Source organism: Streptomyces sp. NPDC003011, from assembly GCF_053591515.1.
Window position 1 is genome coordinate 86,787 of sequence record NZ_JBSFTY010000019.1, and the last position, 18,450, is coordinate 105,236.

The 18,450-nt window shown below is 72.1% G+C and carries 12 protein-coding genes; 7 read left to right on the forward strand and 5 right to left on the reverse strand.

The window, feature by feature from the left end:
• Nucleotides 1-72: 72 nt before the first annotated feature.
• Both ACWD0J_RS12830 and ACWD0J_RS12835 read right to left on the reverse strand, forming a co-directional pair.
• Nucleotides 73-1,557, reverse strand: a complete 1,485-nt coding sequence (locus ACWD0J_RS12830) for a cellulose binding domain-containing protein (RefSeq protein ID WP_451495801.1) — start codon at nt 1,555-1,557, stop codon at nt 73-75.
• Nucleotides 1,558-1,743: 186 nt separating this feature from the next.
• On the reverse strand, nt 1,744-3,084 hold the full coding sequence (locus ACWD0J_RS12835) for a radical SAM protein (RefSeq protein ID WP_451495802.1): 1,341 nt from the start codon (nt 3,082-3,084) through the stop codon (nt 1,744-1,746).
• 172 nt (nt 3,085-3,256) lie between these two features.
• Here ACWD0J_RS12835 and ACWD0J_RS12840 point away from each other — a divergent pair, with 172 nt between their 5' ends.
• The 6 genes from ACWD0J_RS12840 to ACWD0J_RS12865 all read left to right on the forward strand — a co-directional run bounded on the left by ACWD0J_RS12840 (nt 3,257) and on the right by ACWD0J_RS12865 (nt 12,215).
• Complete coding sequence (locus ACWD0J_RS12840; protein ID WP_451495803.1) at nt 3,257-4,510, forward strand: D-arabinono-1,4-lactone oxidase; 1,254 nt, start codon at nt 3,257-3,259, stop codon at nt 4,508-4,510.
• Nucleotides 4,511-4,706: 196 nt separating this feature from the next.
• Nucleotides 4,707-5,954, forward strand: a complete 1,248-nt coding sequence (locus tag ACWD0J_RS12845; protein ID WP_451495804.1) for an ROK family transcriptional regulator — start codon at nt 4,707-4,709, stop codon at nt 5,952-5,954.
• Between the two features lie 215 nt (nt 5,955-6,169).
• Nucleotides 6,170-7,432, forward strand: coding sequence for an ABC transporter substrate-binding protein (locus ACWD0J_RS12850; RefSeq protein WP_451495805.1), 1,263 nt, complete (start codon nt 6,170-6,172; stop codon nt 7,430-7,432).
• 20 nt (nt 7,433-7,452) lie between these two features.
• Nucleotides 7,453-8,418 carry a carbohydrate ABC transporter permease gene (locus ACWD0J_RS12855; RefSeq protein ID WP_451495806.1) on the forward strand — a complete coding sequence of 322 codons (966 nt, stop codon included), beginning with the start codon at nt 7,453-7,455 and terminating at the stop codon, nt 8,416-8,418.
• Entirely contained in the window at nt 8,415-9,311 is an 897-nt protein-coding gene (locus ACWD0J_RS12860; RefSeq protein WP_451495807.1) for a carbohydrate ABC transporter permease, read from the forward strand. Before ACWD0J_RS12855 ends, ACWD0J_RS12860 begins: the two co-directional genes overlap by 4 nt.
• Before the next feature lie 12 nt (nt 9,312-9,323).
• Complete coding sequence (locus ACWD0J_RS12865; RefSeq protein ID WP_451495808.1) at nt 9,324-12,215, forward strand: glycoside hydrolase family 2 TIM barrel-domain containing protein; 2,892 nt, start codon at nt 9,324-9,326, stop codon at nt 12,213-12,215.
• A gap of 531 nt (nt 12,216-12,746) precedes the next feature.
• Here ACWD0J_RS12865 and ACWD0J_RS12870 read toward each other — a convergent pair.
• The 3 genes from ACWD0J_RS12870 to ACWD0J_RS12880 all read right to left on the reverse strand — a co-directional run bounded on the left by ACWD0J_RS12870 (nt 12,747) and on the right by ACWD0J_RS12880 (nt 16,794).
• Nucleotides 12,747-14,051, reverse strand: coding sequence for an MFS transporter (locus ACWD0J_RS12870; protein WP_451495809.1), 1,305 nt, complete (start codon nt 14,049-14,051; stop codon nt 12,747-12,749).
• Nucleotides 14,052-14,569: 518 nt separating this feature from the next.
• Nucleotides 14,570-15,082 carry a hypothetical protein gene (locus ACWD0J_RS12875; RefSeq protein WP_451495810.1) on the reverse strand — a complete coding sequence of 171 codons (513 nt, stop codon included), beginning with the start codon at nt 15,080-15,082 and terminating at the stop codon, nt 14,570-14,572.
• Complete coding sequence (locus ACWD0J_RS12880; RefSeq protein ID WP_451495811.1) at nt 15,079-16,794, reverse strand: PHP domain-containing protein; 1,716 nt, start codon at nt 16,792-16,794, stop codon at nt 15,079-15,081. The genes ACWD0J_RS12875 and ACWD0J_RS12880 overlap by 4 nt, the downstream gene beginning before the upstream one ends.
• Before the next feature lie 239 nt (nt 16,795-17,033).
• Between ACWD0J_RS12880 and ACWD0J_RS12885 the strand changes: the two genes are divergently transcribed.
• Nucleotides 17,034-18,350 carry a jacalin-like lectin gene (locus ACWD0J_RS12885; RefSeq protein WP_451495812.1) on the forward strand — a complete coding sequence of 439 codons (1,317 nt, stop codon included), beginning with the start codon at nt 17,034-17,036 and terminating at the stop codon, nt 18,348-18,350.
• The last annotated feature ends 100 nt before the right edge of the window (nt 18,351-18,450 follow it).

Below are 18,450 nucleotides of genomic sequence, written 5' to 3' on the forward strand. Positions count from 1 at the left end.
CCACCACGTGGGTCTGCGTCACTCTAGCCCGGCCCGGCTGCGGCCCTCAACGCCTTTTCCGTCCGGTTCCGCTCAGGCCTTCGTACAGCTGCGCCCGTTCAGTGTGAAGTCGTACGCCGGTGCGTTCTTGCCCTGCCAGGAGGCGAGGAAGCCGAAGGCGAGGGAGCCGTCCGCGGGGACGGACCTGTTGTAGTCGGCGGCGGTGGCGGTGACACGGGAGCCGCTCTGGGTGAAGCTCGCGTCCCACATCTGGCCGACCTTCTGGCCGTCGCGGAAGGACCAGGCGACCTGCCAGGTGTCGAGGGGCCGCTCGCTGGTGACGGTGACGGTGGCCTGGAAGCCGTCGGGCCACTGGTTGACCAGGTCGTAGGTGACGCTGCAGGTCGCGGGCTCGTCCGTGCCGGGGTCGGCGCCGGGCGCGGTGGAGGCGGCCGTGCCCTGGGCCTCGGTGCCGGGGTTCTTCTGCGCGGGATCGTCGGTCGTGCGTGTCGTGGCGGGGTCCGACGGCTTCGGGGAGGCGGTGGAGCGCGCGTCGGTGGACGGCAGGGACGGGCCGGACAGGCCGGGGTCGGCCACCGGCTGACGGTCGCCGGTGTCACCGGGCGGCGCCGCGCCGTGGTCGGTGCCGCCCGGCATCATCGACACGGCGAGCGCCAGCAGGGACACGAGCACCGCGGCGACCAGGAGGCCGTTGCGTACGGCGCGTGCCTTCTGGGCGCCCGGGTTCGGGGGTGCGTCGGCGTCGGCCGGTCCCGGGCGTCCGGCGCCCAGGCGCACGTCGGCGGCCCGGCGGCGGCGCTCCAGATAGGCGAGGCCGCCCCAGCCGATCACCCCGCCGGCCAGCGCCCCGGGCAGTCCGCCGCCGTGCAGCCGCAGACAGGCGGCGGCCTCCGCGCACTCCACGCACCGCGCGAGGTGCCGGGAGAGGTCGCTCGGGGTGTCGGCGGCGGGCGACCGGGTGACCGCGTCGAGCAGCCGGGCGTAGCTGCGGCACTGCGCGTCCATCGGCGTGTCGAGGTGGGCGCGGTGGCAGCGGTCCCTGAACAGGCCCCGCACCTGGGCGAGTTCCTCGCTCACCAGGGCCGGGTCGAGACCGAGCCGGCGGGCCACGACGGGCAGCGGCAGCGCCTCCACCTCGGCCAGCCACAGCAGGGCCGCGTCCGGTTCCTGGAGGTCGCGCAGGCCGCGCAGGGCGAGCGGGCGCCGCAGCGGGGGGCCGGTGTAGCGGGCGGCCTTGCCGGAGTTGAGCCACAGCCGCAGTTCGGGGTCGAGCTGGTGGCCCTGGCCCTGGGACTCCCAGGCCGCCGCCGTGTTCCGTACGGCGGTCAGCAGCAGCGGGATCCTGGGCAGGCGGGCCGGGCGGCGGCCGGTGCCGCGGGCCGGGCCGGCCTCGGCGGTGCGGGCCTCCCGCATCCCGAGGGAGAACGCCTCCGTGGCCAGTCGGGTGGCCGCGGTGGAGCCGGACGTGCACAGGTCGGCGTAGGAGAGCACGGCATCCCAGCACTCGGAGAACAGCGCGGCCTCGGCGGCGTCCTGGGGCGTGGGCAGGTCGGGCATGGGTCTCCTGCGATCACAAGCGAAGTCAACTCGCCATACTGGCAAAGGAGTTGGGGGGAACCTCGCGGCAGGAGACGAGCTTTTCACGTCGTGCGCACAACTGACAAGCGCCCTGTCCACATGTCATGACAGAGCGTCGCGCCCCGGCGATCCCGGCCTGTGGTACGGACGCCACGCCCGTACGACTCATCCGGATTGCGGCGAACCGCTCGGGGCCGACGGCTCCCGGGCCGGGAGGCTGTCCATGAAGGAGCTCACGGAGAAGACCGCGCGGCCGGGGCCGGGCGGGCCGTAGCCGGGAGGCGAGGCCAGCCCGAAGTCGTCCATGGTGGCGCGGTACGCCTCCAGCAGGCGGATGTGGTACTCCAGCGGCGCGCCCTGCGGGTTGGCCTTGCCCAGCGGAGTGGTCGGCTCGGGGCACCAGGTGGTGAAGCGGGGCGTGATGCCGTGCGACATGAAGAAGCGCAGGCCCTCGGTGGTGGACGCGATCGCCTCGTCGACGGTGGTGAAGCCGAAGGGCTCGGCCATCTCCACGCCCGCCACGAAGTTGGGGATCACGTTGCGCGCGCCGAAGACGTCCGCCGAGTCGAGGATGCGCTTGTGCCACTCGTCGCGGCCGACGTAGCGCTCCTTGCCGGGGCAGTACAGCTCGAACAGGCGGCGGTCCCACACCTCGTAGTTGGGGTGGTAGATCTGCACGCCGTAGTCCTTGAAGCGCTGCACGTCGTCCTTGGGCAGCGCCTGGGCGACGACCTTGCCGATCCAGCGGCCGGGGAAGCGCTCCTCGATGGCCTTGGCGTAGTGCCCGTAGAAGTCGGCCTCGTCCCGGCCCGCGACGGTCTTGGTGATCGCGCCGCCGGTGAGCGTGTAGGCGGTGGACACCTTCGCGGTGTCGTACCGGTCGATGATCTCCAGGGCTTCGAGGACCTCCTCGACGTCCTTCACACCGGTGTACGGCCGGCCCGCCGCCTTGTGCTGGCGCCAGTTGTGGTTGATGTCGCAGTACTGGCACTCCTCCTTGGCGCCGAAGTACTGGCAGACCCGGAAGACGGTGAGGTAGATCAGGTAGCCCCACTGGATGGTCGGGGCGACCTCCATCACCGACTTCCCGCTCGCGAGGGTGTGCCGGTAGTACTCCGGCATCGGCGGGACCCCGACGTCGGAGATCCGCTTCCCGTCGAGGTAGAGGCCGAGCACGCCGTCCTCGTCGGCCGCGACCCGGTACGGCGAGGCCGGGTTCACCCGCACGGAGACGACGGTCCGCCGCAGGTCGTACGGCCCGCCGGTGAGGATGATCTCCTCCGGGGGACGCCTGAGCGCCGCCTCGCCCAGCTCGGGCAGGGTGCCGTGGTCGAAGGAGAAGATGAAGTACGACTTCGGCTTCATCTCGCCGCCCTCGTTGTCGCTGAGGGCCGACGGGTCGAAGGCCACACCGCCGCGGAGCAGATCCTCCTTGAAGACGGCTTCCCGCGGAACGTGCGGGAACCTCGCCAGCAGATCCTCGACCAGTGCGGTACGGCTGCCCATCCCGTGTCTCCTCCCGGTGCGGACGTACGGGTCCTCACGGTATGCCCTCGCCCGGACGCCCCCGGCGCCGGGCCCCCCTCGGGGCGGCGGCGGATCGGTGCCCGGGGTACCTTCCACCAGTGCGTTCCCGGTCCCGAAGGGCCGGGCTCGATCTTCAGGGAGGGGCGACGGGATGTCCGACACGGTGACCAACTGGGCCGGCAACATCATCTACACGGCCAAGGAGCTGCACCGCCCGCACTCGCCCACCGCGCTGGCCGCCCTCGTGGCCGGCAGTGCGCGGGTGCGGGTGCTGGGCAGCGGGCACTCCTTCAACACCATCGCCGAGCCCGGCACGGACGGCGTCCTGCTGTCGCTGGCCGGGCTGCCGGCCGAGGTCGACGTCGACACGGCGGCCCGCACGGTCCGGGCCGGCGGCGGCGTCCGGTACGCGGAGCTGGCCCGCCGGGTGCACGGGCACGGGTTCGCGCTGCCGAACATGGCGTCCCTGCCGCACATCTCGGTGGCGGGGTCGGTGGCGACCGGCACCCACGGCTCGGGCGTCGGCAACGGTTCGCTGGCGTCGGCCGTGCGCGAGGTGGAGATCCTCACCGCGGACGGTTCGACGGTGACCGTCGGGCGGGGTGACCGGCGGTTCGGGGGTGCGGTCACCTCGCTCGGCGCCCTCGGGGTCGTCACCGCGCTCACCCTCGACCTGGAGCCCGGCTTCGACGTCGAGCAGCGCGTGTTCACCGAACTGCCGCTGACCGGGATGGACTTCGCGACGTTCGAGACGGTGATGGCGTGCGCGTACAGCGTCAGCCTGTTCACCGACTGGCGGGAGCCGGGCTTTCGGCAGGTGTGGCTGAAGCGGCGCACCGACCAGCCGCTGCCGGACTTCCCGTGGGCCCCGCCCGCCACCGAGAAGATGCACCCGGTGCCGGGGATGCCCGCGGTCAACTGCACCGAGCAGTTCGGGGTGCCGGGACCGTGGCACGAGCGACTGCCGCACTTCCGGGCCGAGTTCACCCCGAGCAGCGGTGCCGAGCTCCAGTCGGAGTACCTGCTGCCGCGCCGGCACGCCCTGGACGCGCTGTCTGCGATCGACGGGATACGGGAGACGGTCGCCCCCGTACTGCAGACCTGCGAGGTGCGCACCGTCGCCCCCGACGAGCAGTGGCTGAGCCCGGCGTACGGGCGGGACACCGTGGCGCTGCACTTCACCTGGTTCGAGGACACGGCCGCCGTGCTGCCGGTGGTGCGCCGGCTGGAAGAGGTGCTGGACGGCTTCGACGCCCGGCCGCACTGGGGGAAGGTGTTCACCACCCCGGCGGCGGTACTGCGCGGACGGTATCCGAGCCTGGAGGACTTCGCGGCCCTGGCGCGGGAGTTCGATCCGGAGGGGAAATTCGCCAACGAGTTCGTCCGGGACGTGCTGGCCCGGTGACTTCATAAAGCCCCTTTCCTAACCCCTTGTCGAAAGTCCTCGCCTGCCCATAGCCTGACGCCGCGCCGGTGCCGACGCCGTCCCGGCACGAGCCGAGGGGACGGGGGCAGGGCCCTGGGCCGTGTCTTTTCCGGGGGCACCCTCCGGTCCCCCGCCCGAACCCATCGCAACGGCGTCCGCCAGGGAGGTAAGTCCGATGAGGCGCGGCACATCGCGCGACATCCGCACCGCGAACCGCTACGAGGTGCTGCGCCAGATCATCGCCGCCTCCCCCACCTCCCGCCAGGAGCTGGCGGCCGCCACCGGCCTGAGCCTCGCCACGGTCGCCACCCTCGTCGGCGAGCTGCTCGACCTCCGGATGATCACGGAGGTCGGTTTCGAGGACTCGGCGGGCGGCCGTCCCCGGGGCCTGGTCGCCGTCAACGCGTCGGGAGGCGCGCTGATCGGCGTCGACATCGCGGAGACGTACGTCCATGTCGAGCTGTTCGACCTCGCGCTGAACGTCCTGGCCCGCGCCGAGGAGGAGGTGCGCCCCGGTGAGAACCTGCCGGAGCAGGTGGTCGGCCATGTCGCCGCCGCCGTCGGCTCGGTGGTCGCGCAGGCCGGGATCGAGGGCGCGCGGGTGCTCGGCGTCGGGGTGAGCGTGCCGGGGCAGGTGGACCGGGCGACCGGCATCTCGGAGTACGCGCCCAACTGGGACTGGCACGACGTGCCGCTGCTCGACCTGCTCACCGAGCACATCGCCTACCCCCTGCACCTGGACAATCCGCTGCGGGCCTGCGCGGTGGCCGAGCTGTGGTTCGGGGCCGCGCGCGGGCGCGGGAACGCCGTGGTGGTCAACCTGGGGACCGGGGTGGGCGCCGGTCTGGTGCTCGGCGGCGGGCTGCACCGGGGCGTGAGCAACAGCGCCGGCGAGTGGGGCCACACCACGCTCGTGCTGGACGGACGGCTGTGCCACTGCGGCAACCACGGCTGCGTCGAGACCTACGTCGGCGCGCCCGGCATCATGCTGAACCTGCGGGAACTGAGCCCCGGCAGCACGCTGCTGCACCCGGAGGACCAGACGGCGACCATCGACGCGCTGGCCCGCGGGGTCGCGGCGCACGACCCGGTGGCGGTCAAGGTGGTGCGCGACACCGCCCGGTACCTCGGCGCCGGCGTCGCCGACCTGATCAACCTGTTCAACCCGGAGGTGGTCGTGCTCAGCAGCTGGGTCGCCGCCGCCCTCGGCGAGCCCCTGCTGGCCGAGGTGCGCGAGGCCGTAGCCCGGCACGCGCTGCCGCGGCCGCTGGCCGCCACCGAGATCGTGCTCTCCCCCATCCCCACCGATCCGGTGTGCCTGGGCGCCGCCACCTTCGCGCTCGAAGGGGCGCTCAACTCGGCGAGCCGGAGACCCCCGGGCGCCAGGACCGCCCGGCGCCGCTCCCCCGCCTCCAGGGACTGAGCCGCAGCCGGACAAGGATGCGCGGGCCACCGGCACGGCGGCCCGCGCTTCGTCACGTCCGGTATGCCGAACGTTGCACAACGCTTCGAACAGGCTTCGTCCAACCCCTTGCCGAAGCCTTAGCCGAAGGTTAGCGTCCCGCTCCGCAAGTCTCTGTGAGCCATCTCCCGCCTGAGCGACCGAGCCGCGGCCGAACTCGAGACAAGGACGTCACCATGTCGGCATTGAGCAACAGCAACTGGGACCGCCGGACCGTACTGCGGGCCGCCCTGGGCCTGACCGCCGCCGGCGGGCTCGCCGCGTGCGGCGGCAACACCGGCCGCAGCGGGGACGGTTCGGGAACCAACCTCACCCAGTACTTCCACGCGTACGGCGAGGCGGGGACCGAGCAGGCCATCAAGAAGTACGCGAAGGCCTACGACAAGGCCAACGTGACCACGCAGTGGATCACCAGCGCCGACTTCGAGAGCAAGCTGTTCGCGACGCTGCTCACCGACAACGCGCCCGACCTCTTCGAGTTCCACCCGCAGATGCAGATGGTGACGAGCGGCCAGGTGGCGGACCTGACCGACATCATCGAGCCGGTCAAGGCCGACTTCAACCCGGCCGACATCCAGTCGCACACGGTCGACGGGAAGATCTACGGCGTCCGGATGATCGACGACCCGCAGTTCTTCTTCTACCGCAAGTCGATGCTGGAGAAGGCCGGCGTCGACGTGCCGACCACGCTCGACGAGCTGATGGAGGCCGCCGCCAAGCTCACCACCGGCAAGGTCAAGGGCCTGTACCTGGGCAACGACCTGCACAACGTCAACGACACGTTGATCTGGTCGGCGGGCGCCCAGCACCTCACCGAGAAGAACGAGATCGCCTACCACACGGACGGCGTCATCGAGGGCCTGAAGAAGATGCGCAAGCTGTTCACCAGCGGCGACCTGCTCCTCGGCGCACCGACCGAGTCCTGGGACCCCTCCTCGCTCAACCAGGGCCTGTGCGCCATCCAGTTCTGCGGCATGTGGGCGATGCCGGGGATCCAGGACGCGCTCGGCGACGACTGGGGGATCTTCCCCTTCCCGAAGACCGTCGACTCCGGCAGGCAGTCGGTCTACAACGGCGGCTGGTCGATGTTCGTCAACGCCAAGGGCAAGAACGTCGAGGCGGCCAAGGAGTACGTGAAGTGGCTGTGGATCGACCAGAAGGAGTACCAGGAGGACTGGGCCACGTCCTACGGCTTCCACATCCCGCCGCGCACCTCGCTCGCGCAGTCGGCCACCAAGCTCAAGTCGGGCAACGCCGCTGAGGGCGTCCGGCTCTTCAACGAGTTCGGGCACTTCGACAACATCGGCTGGACCCAGGCCATGCGCACCGCTTTCGAGGACGTCTTCGCCAACTGCGTCCGCAAGGACATGGACCCGGAGGCCGCCCTCGACAAGTGCGACGCGGCCGTCAACCGCGAACTCAAGAAGCTCTTCGGATAGGCCGCGGGACGGATCACGACATGTCGACGACCACGACGCGCGACCTCCCGCGCCCCGCCCCGGCGAAGGCCTCACCGGCCAAGCCGCGGCGGGGCCTGCGGGGCAGCCCCACCTTCAACTTCTGGCTCTTCACCGGGCCGTTCCTCATCGGCCTGGCGATCTTCGTCTACGCGCCGATCCTCTGGAGCCTGTGGCTCAGCTTCTTCGAGGCCCGCTTCACCGTCACACCCGACACGTTCGTCGGCTTCGACAACTACAGGTACATGCTGACGAACGACGACTTCGTCGGCTCGCTCGGCACCTTCACCGTCTTCGCCGCGTTCATCGTGCCCACCACCTGGGCGCTCTCGCTGGGCCTGGCCCTGCTGGTGAACCGGCTCCGCTTCATGCGGGCGTTCTTCCGGTCGGTCTTCTTCCTGCCGACCGCGTGCAGTTATGTGGCGGCCTCGCTGATCTGGAAGATGTCCATCTTCAGCGGCGTCCGCTTCGGCCTGATGAACACGGTCCTCGGCTGGTTCGGCGTCGAGAACATCGCCTGGCTGGCCGACCCCAATCCGCCCTGGTACTGGCTGGTCATCGTCACCGCGCGGCTGTGGCTTCAGTCCGGCTTCTTCATGATCCTGTTCATCGCCGCGCTGCAGAACATCCCGGACGAGCTGTACGAGGCCGCCGCCATCGACGGCGCCAAGCCGGGCTGGCAGACCTTCCGGTACATCACGCTGCCGCAGCTGCGCGCCACGTCCACCGCGGTGATCCTGCTGCTGCTGATCGCCGCGTACCAGGCCTTCGACGAGTTCTACAACCTGCTGTCGAAGACCACTTGGGGCCGCCCGCCGCTGGTCGAGCTGTACTACAAGGCCCTCGGCGAGAGCCAGGACTACGGGTCCGGCAGCGCGGGCGCGGTCATCCTGACCGTGCTGATCTGTTCCGTGACCCTGCTCCAGGGCAAGATCATGGGCTTCGGAAGGGGGGAGGAGTCCAAGTGACCACTACGGTTCCCGAGGTGCGGAAGTCCGCGCCGTCGTCCGGCAAGCCACGCCGCGTCCGGCGCGGCGGCGGTGTGATGAGCTCCACCGGCCTCTGCATCGCCACCGGCATGGCCGGGTTCTTCTTCCTCATCCCCTTCTACCTGCTGATCCGCAACGCCCTCTCCACGGACGCCGAGATCACCGGAGAGAACTGGAAGTTCTTCCCCACGGACATCCAGTGGGGCAACGTCAGCGAACTGTTCACCGACGAGACGGTCCCCTTCGGCCAGTCCCTGTGGAACTCGGCGGTGGTGGCCACCCTGCACACCGTCGGCGTCCTGCTGGTGTGCTCGCTCGCGGGCTACGGTCTGGCCCGCATCCCGTACAAGCACGCCAACAAGGTCTTCTACGCGGTCCTGGGGACCCTGATGGTCCCCACCGCCGTCACCTTCGTCCCCAGCTTCGTGCTGGTCTCGTCGCTCGGCTGGGTGGACACCTACCGGGGTCTGATCATCCCAGGGCTGTTCAGTGGTTTCACATGCTTCCTCTTCCGGCAGTACTTCCTGGGGTTCCCCAAGGAACTGGAGGAGGCGGCGCGCGTGGACGGACTGGGCTACTGGGGCGCCTACTGGCGCATCGTGGTGCCCAACTCGCTGAACTTCTTCGCGGCGATGGCCACCATCACCTTCATCAACGGCTGGAACTCCTTCCTGTGGCCGCTGGTCATCGGCCAGAGTCCGCAGTCGTGGACCGTCCAGGTCGCGCTCTCCAACTACATGACCAACCAGACCGTCATCTTCCATCTGATCTTCATGGCCACGGCCATGTCCATCCTGCCCCTGGTGTTCGTCTTCCTCTTCCTCCAGCGCTGGCTGGTGCAGGGGATCGCACAGACCGGCATCAAGGGCTGAGCAAGGAGACCGATGTCATTGCGCACCACCCCCGCCGTCGACTACGTCGAGGACGTCTCGCCGGGCAGCGGGGCCCTCGCGCCCCGTGCCTGGTACGCGTCCTCGGACGCGAAGTCGCTGTCGCTGAACGGCAGCTGGCGCCTGCGGCTTTCGGCGACGGCCGACGCCGAGGACGACGCGTTCGCCGAGGAGGGGTACGACGCCGGAGACTGGGCCGAGGTCACGGTCCCGGGCCACTGGGTGCTCCAGGGGGACGGGGCCTTCGGGGCGCCGGTCTACACCAACCACCTCTACCCCTTCCCCGTGGACCCGCCGCACGTGCCGACCGAGAACCCGACCGGCGACCACCTGCGCGTCTTCGACCTGCCGTCCGACTGGCCCGCGGACGGCGGGGCGGTGCTCCGCTTCGACGGCGTGGAGTCCTGTGCCCGGGTGTGGCTGAACGGCACGGACATCGGCGAGTTCAAGGGGTCCCGGCTGCCGCACGAGTTCGCGGTCGGCGAGCTGCTCAAGCCCGCCGGGAACGTGCTCGCGGTGCGGGTCCACCAGTGGTCGGCCGGCTCGTACCTGGAGGACCAGGACCAGTGGTGGCTGCCCGGCATCTTCCGTGACGTGACGTTGCTGCACCGCCCGGCGGACAGCGCGCTCGACTTCTTCGTGCACGCCTCCTACGACCACACCACCGGCGAGGGCACCCTGCGGGTCGACTCCGACGTCGACGGCCGGGTCACCGTGCCCGCCCTGGACATCGATGTCGCCGCCGGCGAGCCGGTGACGGTCCCGGTCCGGCCGTGGACGGCGGAGACCCCGCACCTGTACGACGGGGTGCTGGCGACCGGGGGCGAGCGGGTGCCCCTGCGCATCGGCTTCCGCACGGTCGCCCTGGAGGACGGCCTGGTCAAGGTCAACGGCAGGCCGGTCCTCTTCAGGGGCGTCAACCGGCACGAGTGGCACCCCACGACGGGCCGCGCGCTCGACCTGGAGACCATGCGCGAGGACGTGCTGCTGATGAAGCGGCACAACATCAACGCCGTCCGCACCTCCCACTACCCGCCGCACCCGGCCTTCCTCGACCTGTGCGACGAGCTGGGCCTGTGGGTCATCGACGAGTGCGACCTGGAGACCCACGGCTTCGTCGAACAGGACTGGCGGGACAACCCCGTCGACGACGACCGCTGGACCCCGGCCCTGCTGGACCGCGCCGCGCGCATGGTCGAGCGGGACAAGAACCACCCGTCGGTCGTCTTCTGGTCGCTGGGCAACGAGGCCGGCACCGGCCGCGGGCTGACCGCGATGGCCGAGTGGATCCGCGGCCGGGACTCCTCACGCCTCGTGCACTACGAGGGCGACTGGAACTGCCGGGACACGGACGTCTATTCGCGGATGTACGCCTTCCACGACGAGGTCGAGAAGATCGGCCGGGGCCTGGACGGCGGCACGGAGAAGCGGCGCGCCCTGCCCTTCATACAGTGCGAGTACGCGCACGCCATGGGCAACGGCCCCGGCGGACTCGCCGACTACCAGCGCCTGTTCGACACCTACGAGCGGCTCCAGGGCGGCTTCGTCTGGGAGTGGATCGACCACGGCGTCACCCATCCCGAGCTGGGCTACGCCTACGGCGGCGACTTCGGCGAGGAGCTGCACGACGGCAACTTCGTCTGCGACGGCCTGGTGTTCCCCGACCGGCGGCCCTCCCCCGGGCTCGTCGAGTACAAGAAGGTCATCGAGCCGGTCCGGATCGAGGGCGACGGCACGGCGGGCACCGTACGGGTGACCAACCGGTACGACTTCGCCGACCTGTCCGGGCTGGTCTTCACGTGGTCGTACCAGGTGGACGGCGACACGGTCGGGGCCGGGACGCTGAACGTGCCCGCGCTGGCACCGGGCGAGTCGGCGGAGGTGAAGCTGCCGGAGCCGCCCGCCGAGGCGCGCGGCGGCGAGTCCGGGTGGACGGTACGGGCCCAGCTGGTGGCCGACACCGCGTGGGCGGCGCAGGACCACGTGGTCGCCTGGGGCCAGTTCCCGGTGGCCGCGCGCCCGGTGCCGGCCGTCGCCGCCACCGAACGGCCCGTGGCCGGCGAGCGGCTGATCACGCTCGGCCCGGCGTCCTTCGACGCCCGCACGGGTGCGCTGAGGACCATCGGCGGGGTGTCCGTCGACGGTCTGAAGCTGGACGTGTGGCGGGCGCCCACCGACAACGACGCCGGCGCCGAGTGGCAGAGCGACACCCGTTACGGCGTGCTGTGGCGGACGCTGGGCCTGCACCGGATGCGACACCGTCTTGACGCGGTGGAGTCGAGCGAGGACGCGCTGACGGTACGGACCCGGGTGGCGCCCGCCGCCCGCGAGCTCGGCCTGAACACGGTCTACCGGTGGACCTCGGACGGCGACCGGCTGCGGCTGACCGTGTCCGTGGTGCCGGAGGGCGACTGGACGCTGCCGCTGCCGCGGCTCGGTATCCGGCTCGGGCTCGCACGAGCGGACGCCGTGACGTGGTTCGGCGGCGGTCCCGGCGAGGCGTATCCGGACACCAGGTCGGCGTCGATGGTCGGCCGTTGGCAGTCGACGGTCGACAATCTGCAGACGCCGTACGTCCGTCCGCAGGAGAACGGCGCCCGGGCCGACGTCCGCTGGGCGGAGCTCGGCGGGCTGCGGATCGAGGGCGACCCGGAGTTCTGGTTCACCGCCCGGCGCTGGACGACCGAGCAGCTGGACGCGGCGGCCCACCTCACCGACCTCACGGCCGGCGACACGGTGTGGGTCAACCTCGACCACGGCCAGCACGGCATCGGTTCGCAGTCCTGTGGTCCCGGCCCGCTGCCGCAGTACTTCCTGCGGGCCGAGCCGGCGGAGTTCTCGTTCGTCTTCTCGGCGACCGGTCACTCCCACTCCGAGATCGGTTGATCCATTGACCGATTGACCGACACCCCGCGACGGTCGTGAGGTGCCCGCGGCCGGCCGGCCCCAGCCGGCCGGCCGCACTATCTCCCCCGGTGAACTCCTCGCCCTGCTCGACCGAACGGCGCGGGTGGTGGGTGTGGTGCCGTACCGGCCGGCTGGCCGGCGCGGCGGGACCGATGGTGGCTGGCGTGGCCGGGGTCGGTGGCCTGCCTCGGCTTGACGGCCACGGGTCCGGTGGCCGCCCGGGCCTTTCCTGCGCCCGTGTTCCCCGAGCCGTCGGGCCGTTTCGCGGTCGGCACCCGAATGGTGCAGTGGACCGACCCACGCCGCCCCGAGACATGCACGGCCAACCCGCACGACCGGCGCACGGTCGTGGTCCAGCTCTGGTATCCCGCGCGGAAGAGCCCCGCAGGCGCGCAGCGGGCCCAGTACCGGGTGACCGCGGGACGGCCGCGGCCTCGGCGCTCTCCGGCTCACGTCGGCGGCCGGGGCCTGGTGGTGATCGTGGCTGCGGCCGGGTGCCGGGGAGGCGGCTCATCCCCGGCCCGACCGTCGGATCGGGGTGAACAGCGCGGCCACCGCGATCAGGACGCAGCAGGCGCCGGCGACCAGGCCGACCGGGGCCGTGCCCCGGCGGTCCGCGGCCCAGGTCAGGACGGCCGCGCCGATCGGGGCCGCGGAGTACTGGAGGGTCCAGAAGGCGGAGGTGACACGGCCGAGGAGGGGCTCCGGGGTCACCTCCTGGCGCAGGGACATCGAGCAGACGCCCGCCATGCCGGCACAGCCGAGGAAGGCCGCGCTCAGGGCCGCGACGACGGGGACGTCCCGGGCCCAGCCCAGGCCGGCGAACGCGAGCCCGCACACCGCGACCGCGCCGGTCCAGGTCGGGCCGAACCCGAACCGGCGGCGCACCCGGGCCACCAGCAGGGCGCCGGTGATCGTGCCTAGCGCGCCGACCGCCAGCACGGTGCCGACCGTGCCGTCGTCCTGGCCGAGGTCGTGCTTGAGGTGGTAGATGACCAGGTCGGTCAGGCCGAGGGTGAGGAAGCTGAAGAGGAACAGCAGGGCGGTCAGCGAGCGCAGCACCGGATGGCCGTAGAGGAAGGCGACCCCGGTGCGCAGGTCCTGCCACAGGCCCGTCCGGCGTGCCGGGACGGTGTCGTCGTCCCCCGCGCGCCCGGCGAACCGTACGAAGACCATGCACAGGGCCGACACGCCGAAGCTGGCCGCGTCCACGCCGACCGCGGCGGCCGGGCCGGTCCAGGCGGCCACGATGCCCGCGCCCAGCGGTCCGAGCACCCCGGCCGCGGCGGCGGTCGCGTTGAGCCGGCCGTTGGCCTCGGTGAGGTGGGCGGTGCCGACCAGGCTGCGGACGACGGTGACGTAGCCGACGGCGAACAGCATGCCGACGGCCTCGCACAGCGGCAGCACCACGTACAGCAGCCAGACCTGCGGCCCGAACAGCCACACCAGCGGGATCACGCCGTACAGCACCATGCGGACCAGGTCGCAGGCGATGAGCAGCCGGCGGCGGTCGACCCGGTCCACCAGGGCGCCGGCGAACACGGCCGCCAGCACGGAGGCCGCCCCGCCGACCGCCGTCAGCAGGCCCATCCGGGCGAGGGAGCCGGTGGCGTGGAGGACCAGCAGGGGCAGGGCGATCAGGGCGAAGGAGTCGCCGAGGACGGAGAGGGTCTGCGCGGCCCAGAAGACCGCGAAGTTGCGCCGCCGCCACAACGGGCGCGGCGGGCCGGGCTTCGCGGGCTCTCCGGTCCCCTGGCGCGGCGGTCCGGTGTGCGGCCCGCCCGCTTCCTCCTCGCGCTGCGCCTCGTACGCCACGCGTCCCCCTTCCCCGTGTCCCGGTCCCGGCCACTTTACGACTCCCCTGCCGGGCAACGGAGTTGGCGTGCCGGAGGCACGTGGTGGGCGCGCGGCGGCACCGCCGACGGCGACGGCCGGGCGGGTTCCGCCCTCGCGGCGGGCCGTCCGCCGTTACGGTGCTCCCGTGAGGCACGTCCAGCGGAACCGAAGGGCCCGGGGTCCGCGGGACGAGGGACACGGCCGCGAGGCCGCAAGGCGGGAAAGCCGCGAGGCGCGAAGGCGCGAGGCCGTGGGGTGCGGGGGCCGCGAGGCCGTGGGGTGCAGGGGCCGCAAGGCCGTGGGGTGCAGGGGCCGCGAGGCCGTGGGGTGCAGGGGCCGCAAGGCCGTGGGGTGTGAGGCGCGGGCGGCGGTCGGCCTCGTTGCCAGTGCCTCTCGTGCCGTCCGCCCCCGCCCCCTCCGCGCTCATGTCGCCCCGCCCCGCGCCCCCTTCACCCTCACCCCGCCCGCCCCGCGGCCCCTTCACGCACGCCGGATCGTCAGTGGTCCGCGCAGCACGGTGTCGGGGCCGGGACCTCGAACGGGACCAGCGTGCCGCCCGCGGCGGGCAGGGCGGACAGCACCAGTTCGCCCGCCTGCCACTGCGGGCGGACGTGGTCCCACGTCACCAGGCGGGCGTCGGGGTCCGGCTCGCCGGGCGCGCCCAGTACCGTCACCCGGTCGATCGCCGAGCGCGCGAGCACGTCCGCGACCGTCAGGGTGCCGGTGAGGCAGGACACTCCCGGGTAGAGCACCGCGCGGCCCGCCGCGTCGGGGACGCCGGGCGACACCTCGTACCCCAGGGCGGTGAGCCGCTCCCGGGCGGTGTGCGGGAGCGGCTCGGACGGCAGGGTGAACGACAGGGCGACGCGCGGCCGGTCGCCGCGCACCAGGTGCGTGCAGCCGAACACTCCGTCCGGGAGGGCGAGTTCGGCCGCCAGTGTGTGGAGCTGACGGTCGGCCACGCGCAGGTCGCCGGCCCCGGCGTCCACGGTGACGGCGTACGGCGTCATGACGGCAGGACCCACACGGGGTTGGTGTAGAACCACAGGTCGCGCCACGGGTCGGCGTCACCGACGACGTCGATGGCCGGGCCGGCCGGGTCGACGGCCGCGCCCCGCGCGCCGACGGCGGACCGGTTGCCGTCGCTGCCGCGCAGCCGGACGTACAACGGCCGGTCCACCCGGCCGAGTTCGTAGGTGAGCCGGACCACGCCGGCCGGCTTGTCCACCTCGTACGTCCGGACGACCTTCGCCGTCGGCGCGGTGAACGTGTCCCGGTCGGAGACCGGACCGGTGACATCGCCCTGGATGACGTCCACGCGGGCCAGCTGGGGCACGAAACCCGCCCAGTTGGGGCCGCCGGCCAGTGCCACGTCGACGGTCAGCGTGACCTTCGTGCCCTTCTTGACGTGCAGGGCACCGCCGAGGGTGGCCCAGCGGCTGCCGCCGGACACGCGGACGTCGAGGCCGCTGACCAGCTGCCCGTGGTCGACCCAGATGCGGCCGGCGCGGATGCCGTCCATGACGGCGGCGTAGGAGAAGCCGTCGGCGCCGACATGGGTGCGGCTGTACTGGCCGGGCCAGTAGTCGCCCTGCGTGATGTCGATCCGTCCGCCGTAGACCGGGTCCTGGTAGCGGCCGTCGGCGTTGAAGTCACCGCCCGGGCCGCGTACGGCGGTGTCGGCGTACACCTGGTGGGAGTCGGAGTTGGCGGTGATCCACCAGGGCTTGCCCTCGGCGATCAGGCTGTCCCACAGGCCGCCGACGGTGGCGGTCATCCAGTCGAAGCCGCCCCAGGTGCGGTAGCTCTCCAGCGGGTAGCCGGCGAAGGAGTTGGCGCTCGGGCTGTTGTCGTAGATGCCGCGGGCCCGGGCCGGTCCCATGGGGGCGGGCAGGCCGGCCGCCTGGTGGCCGGGGGCGCCCTCGAAGCCGACGGCGATCTGGTGGCTCGCGGGCGTCGCGTCCCGCCAGGCGCGGATCTCGTGCGGCGAGTCGACACCGCGCCGCGCGGGGTGGTTGGCCAGCATCAGCGCGTCCTTGACCGTGCGGCGGCGCACCTGGTCACCGAGGAAGGCCAGGCCCGCGACGGCGAGGGCCTCGTTGGCGGGCGTGGAGTCGGAGGCGCCCTTGACGCTGCCGTCGTAGTCGGTCTCGAACTGCTTGAGGACGGAGACCTCGTTCTTTCCCGGGTGGACGAAGACGGTGCCGTGCTCGGCGCCCGGGATGTTCCACTCCAGGCCCTGGAAGACGAGGGTGTCCTCGTGCGCCGAACGGGCCGCCTTGATGTCCGGGTTGACCTTGTCCACGCCGATCCTGGCGTGGGTGGCGCTGCCATGGTCGGTGATGACCAGCCAGTCCATGCCGTGCTTGGCGCCCTGGCGGACCTGGTCGACGACGCGGTACTTGCCGTCGCTGCTGTACTGGGTGTGGATGTGGTGGTCGCCGGCCAGCCACAGGAAGCCGTCGGTGCGGCGGCCGTTGGAGGCGGCGTACGCCGGAGCGGCCGCCCCGGCCGCGCCGGTCAGCGCCCCGCCCGCCGCCAGGCCCGCGCCGAGGAGGCCCGCGCGGCGGAGCAGGGAGCGGCGGGACTGCTGCTCGGGGGTCAGGGCCTCGTCGGGCACGGACGTGTCGAACGCGGCGGGCAGCGGCGTGGCCGCCCCCGGCCCGTGATCGTGCTCATGACCGTGCTCATGTCCATGGTGATGGTGATGCCCGTGTCCCATGATGCGCCGCCTTCTGGCTGTCGCTGCCTTCCGCGGCACGTGCGCGCCGCGTGTGGAGGATCGAGGCGGAACATGAACCGCGTACGACCGGCGGGTGAGCGGTGGCCGACCTGGGCACGGCGGGTCACCTCGTCGCTCACTGTTTCCCCGACGGCCCTTGCCCGCCACACTGGTCGGCGGTGAACCTGAGCAGCGTTCACCTTCCGTTCCCCGCTTCCTCCCACCGGAGAGACACCCCCATGAGAAGACTCCTCGGCGCCCTCGCGGCCGCCACGCTGGCCGTCACCGGCCTCGCCGCCACCGGCGCGACTCCCGCGGCCGCCGCCACCGGCTCGTTCAACGTGCTGACGTACAACGTCGCGGGCCTCCCGGAAGGCCTGAGTTCGGGCAGTCCGGAGACGAACACGCCGCTGATCTCCCCGCGGCTGGCGGCGTACGACATCGTGAACGTCCAGGAGGACTTCAACTACCACGCGGCGCTGTACGCGGGGGACGACCACCCGTACCGCACCGCGACGAGCGGCGGCGTGCCGTTCGGCGACGGCCTCAACACCCTCTCCGACGTCCCCTTCGAGGACTTCGAGCGGGTGAAGTGGAACGCCTGCACGGGCACCAACTGCCTGACGCCGAAGGGCTTCTCGCTGGCGCGGGTGCGGATCGCCGAGGGGGTCTTCGTCGACCTCTACAACGTCCACACCAACGCCGACGCGACGGACGACGCGCTGGCGGCGCGCCGCGCCAACGTGCAGCAGCTCTCCGACTTCATCCGGGCGAACTCGGCGGGCAACGCGGTGGTCGTCATGGGGGACACGAACACGCGGTACACCCGCACCGGCGACAACATCCGCACCCTGGCCGCGGAGAACGGGCTGACGGACGCCTGGGTGCAGTTGGTGAAGGGCGGCACGCCGCCGGCCGCGGGCGCGGACGCGCTGCTGTGCCCGGCGACGGCGCCCACCGACGACTGCGAGGTCGTCGACAAGATCCTCTACCGCGGCAGCAAGCTGCTGACCCTGGACGCCACCCGCTACCACAACGAGTGGGCGTCCTTCCTGGACTCCTCCGGCGCCCACCTGTCCGACCACTTCCCGCACACGGTCGACTTCTCCTACACCCTCAACTCGTCCCTGCGGGCGAGCGACTTCTTCGGCGGCCCGCACGGCACCGCGTTCAACGACGCCGACGACCTGCCCGCGGCCCCCTCCCCCCGCACCCTGACCCTGCGCGGCGGCTCCCGCCTGGACGGCGTCTCCCTCACGCTCGACGGCGGTACGGTCCTCTCCCACGGCGGCACCGGCGGCACCGCGGCGGCCCTGACCCTCGCTCCCGGTGAACACCTGACGTCGGTGAAGCTGACCCGGGGCCAGAAGGACGGCCGCACGCGGATCTTCTCGGCGGCGTTCACCACGGACAAGGGCCGCACCCTGTCCACCGGTACGGCGACCACGGACACGAAGACCTTCACGGCCCCGGCCGGCCGGCAGATCGTCGGCTTCACGGGGCGGGGAGGCGAGGAGATCGACAAGCTGGGCGTGCTGTACGCGCCGATCGGCTGAGGCCCGCCCGCACAGACACACTGGGCGCTGCGCGCAGCGCTGCGCTGCGGATGGGGCTGGTGGGGCTCATGACCGGGTGACGGGGTTTCCCGGACAGTGG

Bases quoted from the DNA above. Each gene is read 5' to 3' on its own strand.
- ACWD0J_RS12840 (WP_451495803.1), top strand. From the start codon at position 3,257: ATGTCCGACACGGTGACCAACTGGGCCGGCAACATCATCTACACGGCC.
- ACWD0J_RS12850 (WP_451495805.1), top strand. From the start codon at position 6,170: ATGTCGGCATTGAGCAACAGCAACTGGGACCGCCGGACCGTACTGCGG.
- ACWD0J_RS12845 (WP_451495804.1), top strand. From the start codon at position 4,707: ATGAGGCGCGGCACATCGCGCGACATCCGCACCGCGAACCGCTACGAG.
- ACWD0J_RS12855 (WP_451495806.1), top strand. From the start codon at position 7,453: ATGTCGACGACCACGACGCGCGACCTCCCGCGCCCCGCCCCGGCGAAG.
- ACWD0J_RS12830 (WP_451495801.1), bottom strand. From the start codon at position 1,557: ATGCCCGACCTGCCCACGCCCCAGGACGCCGCCGAGGCCGCGCTGTTC.
- ACWD0J_RS12835 (WP_451495802.1), bottom strand. From the start codon at position 3,084: ATGGGCAGCCGTACCGCACTGGTCGAGGATCTGCTGGCGAGGTTCCCG.
- ACWD0J_RS12875 (WP_451495810.1), bottom strand. From the start codon at position 15,082: ATGACGCCGTACGCCGTCACCGTGGACGCCGGGGCCGGCGACCTGCGC.
- ACWD0J_RS12880 (WP_451495811.1), bottom strand. From the start codon at position 16,794: ATGGGACACGGGCATCACCATCACCATGGACATGAGCACGGTCATGAG.
- ACWD0J_RS12865 (WP_451495808.1), top strand. From the start codon at position 9,324: ATGTCATTGCGCACCACCCCCGCCGTCGACTACGTCGAGGACGTCTCG.
- ACWD0J_RS12885 (WP_451495812.1), top strand. From the start codon at position 17,034: ATGAGAAGACTCCTCGGCGCCCTCGCGGCCGCCACGCTGGCCGTCACC.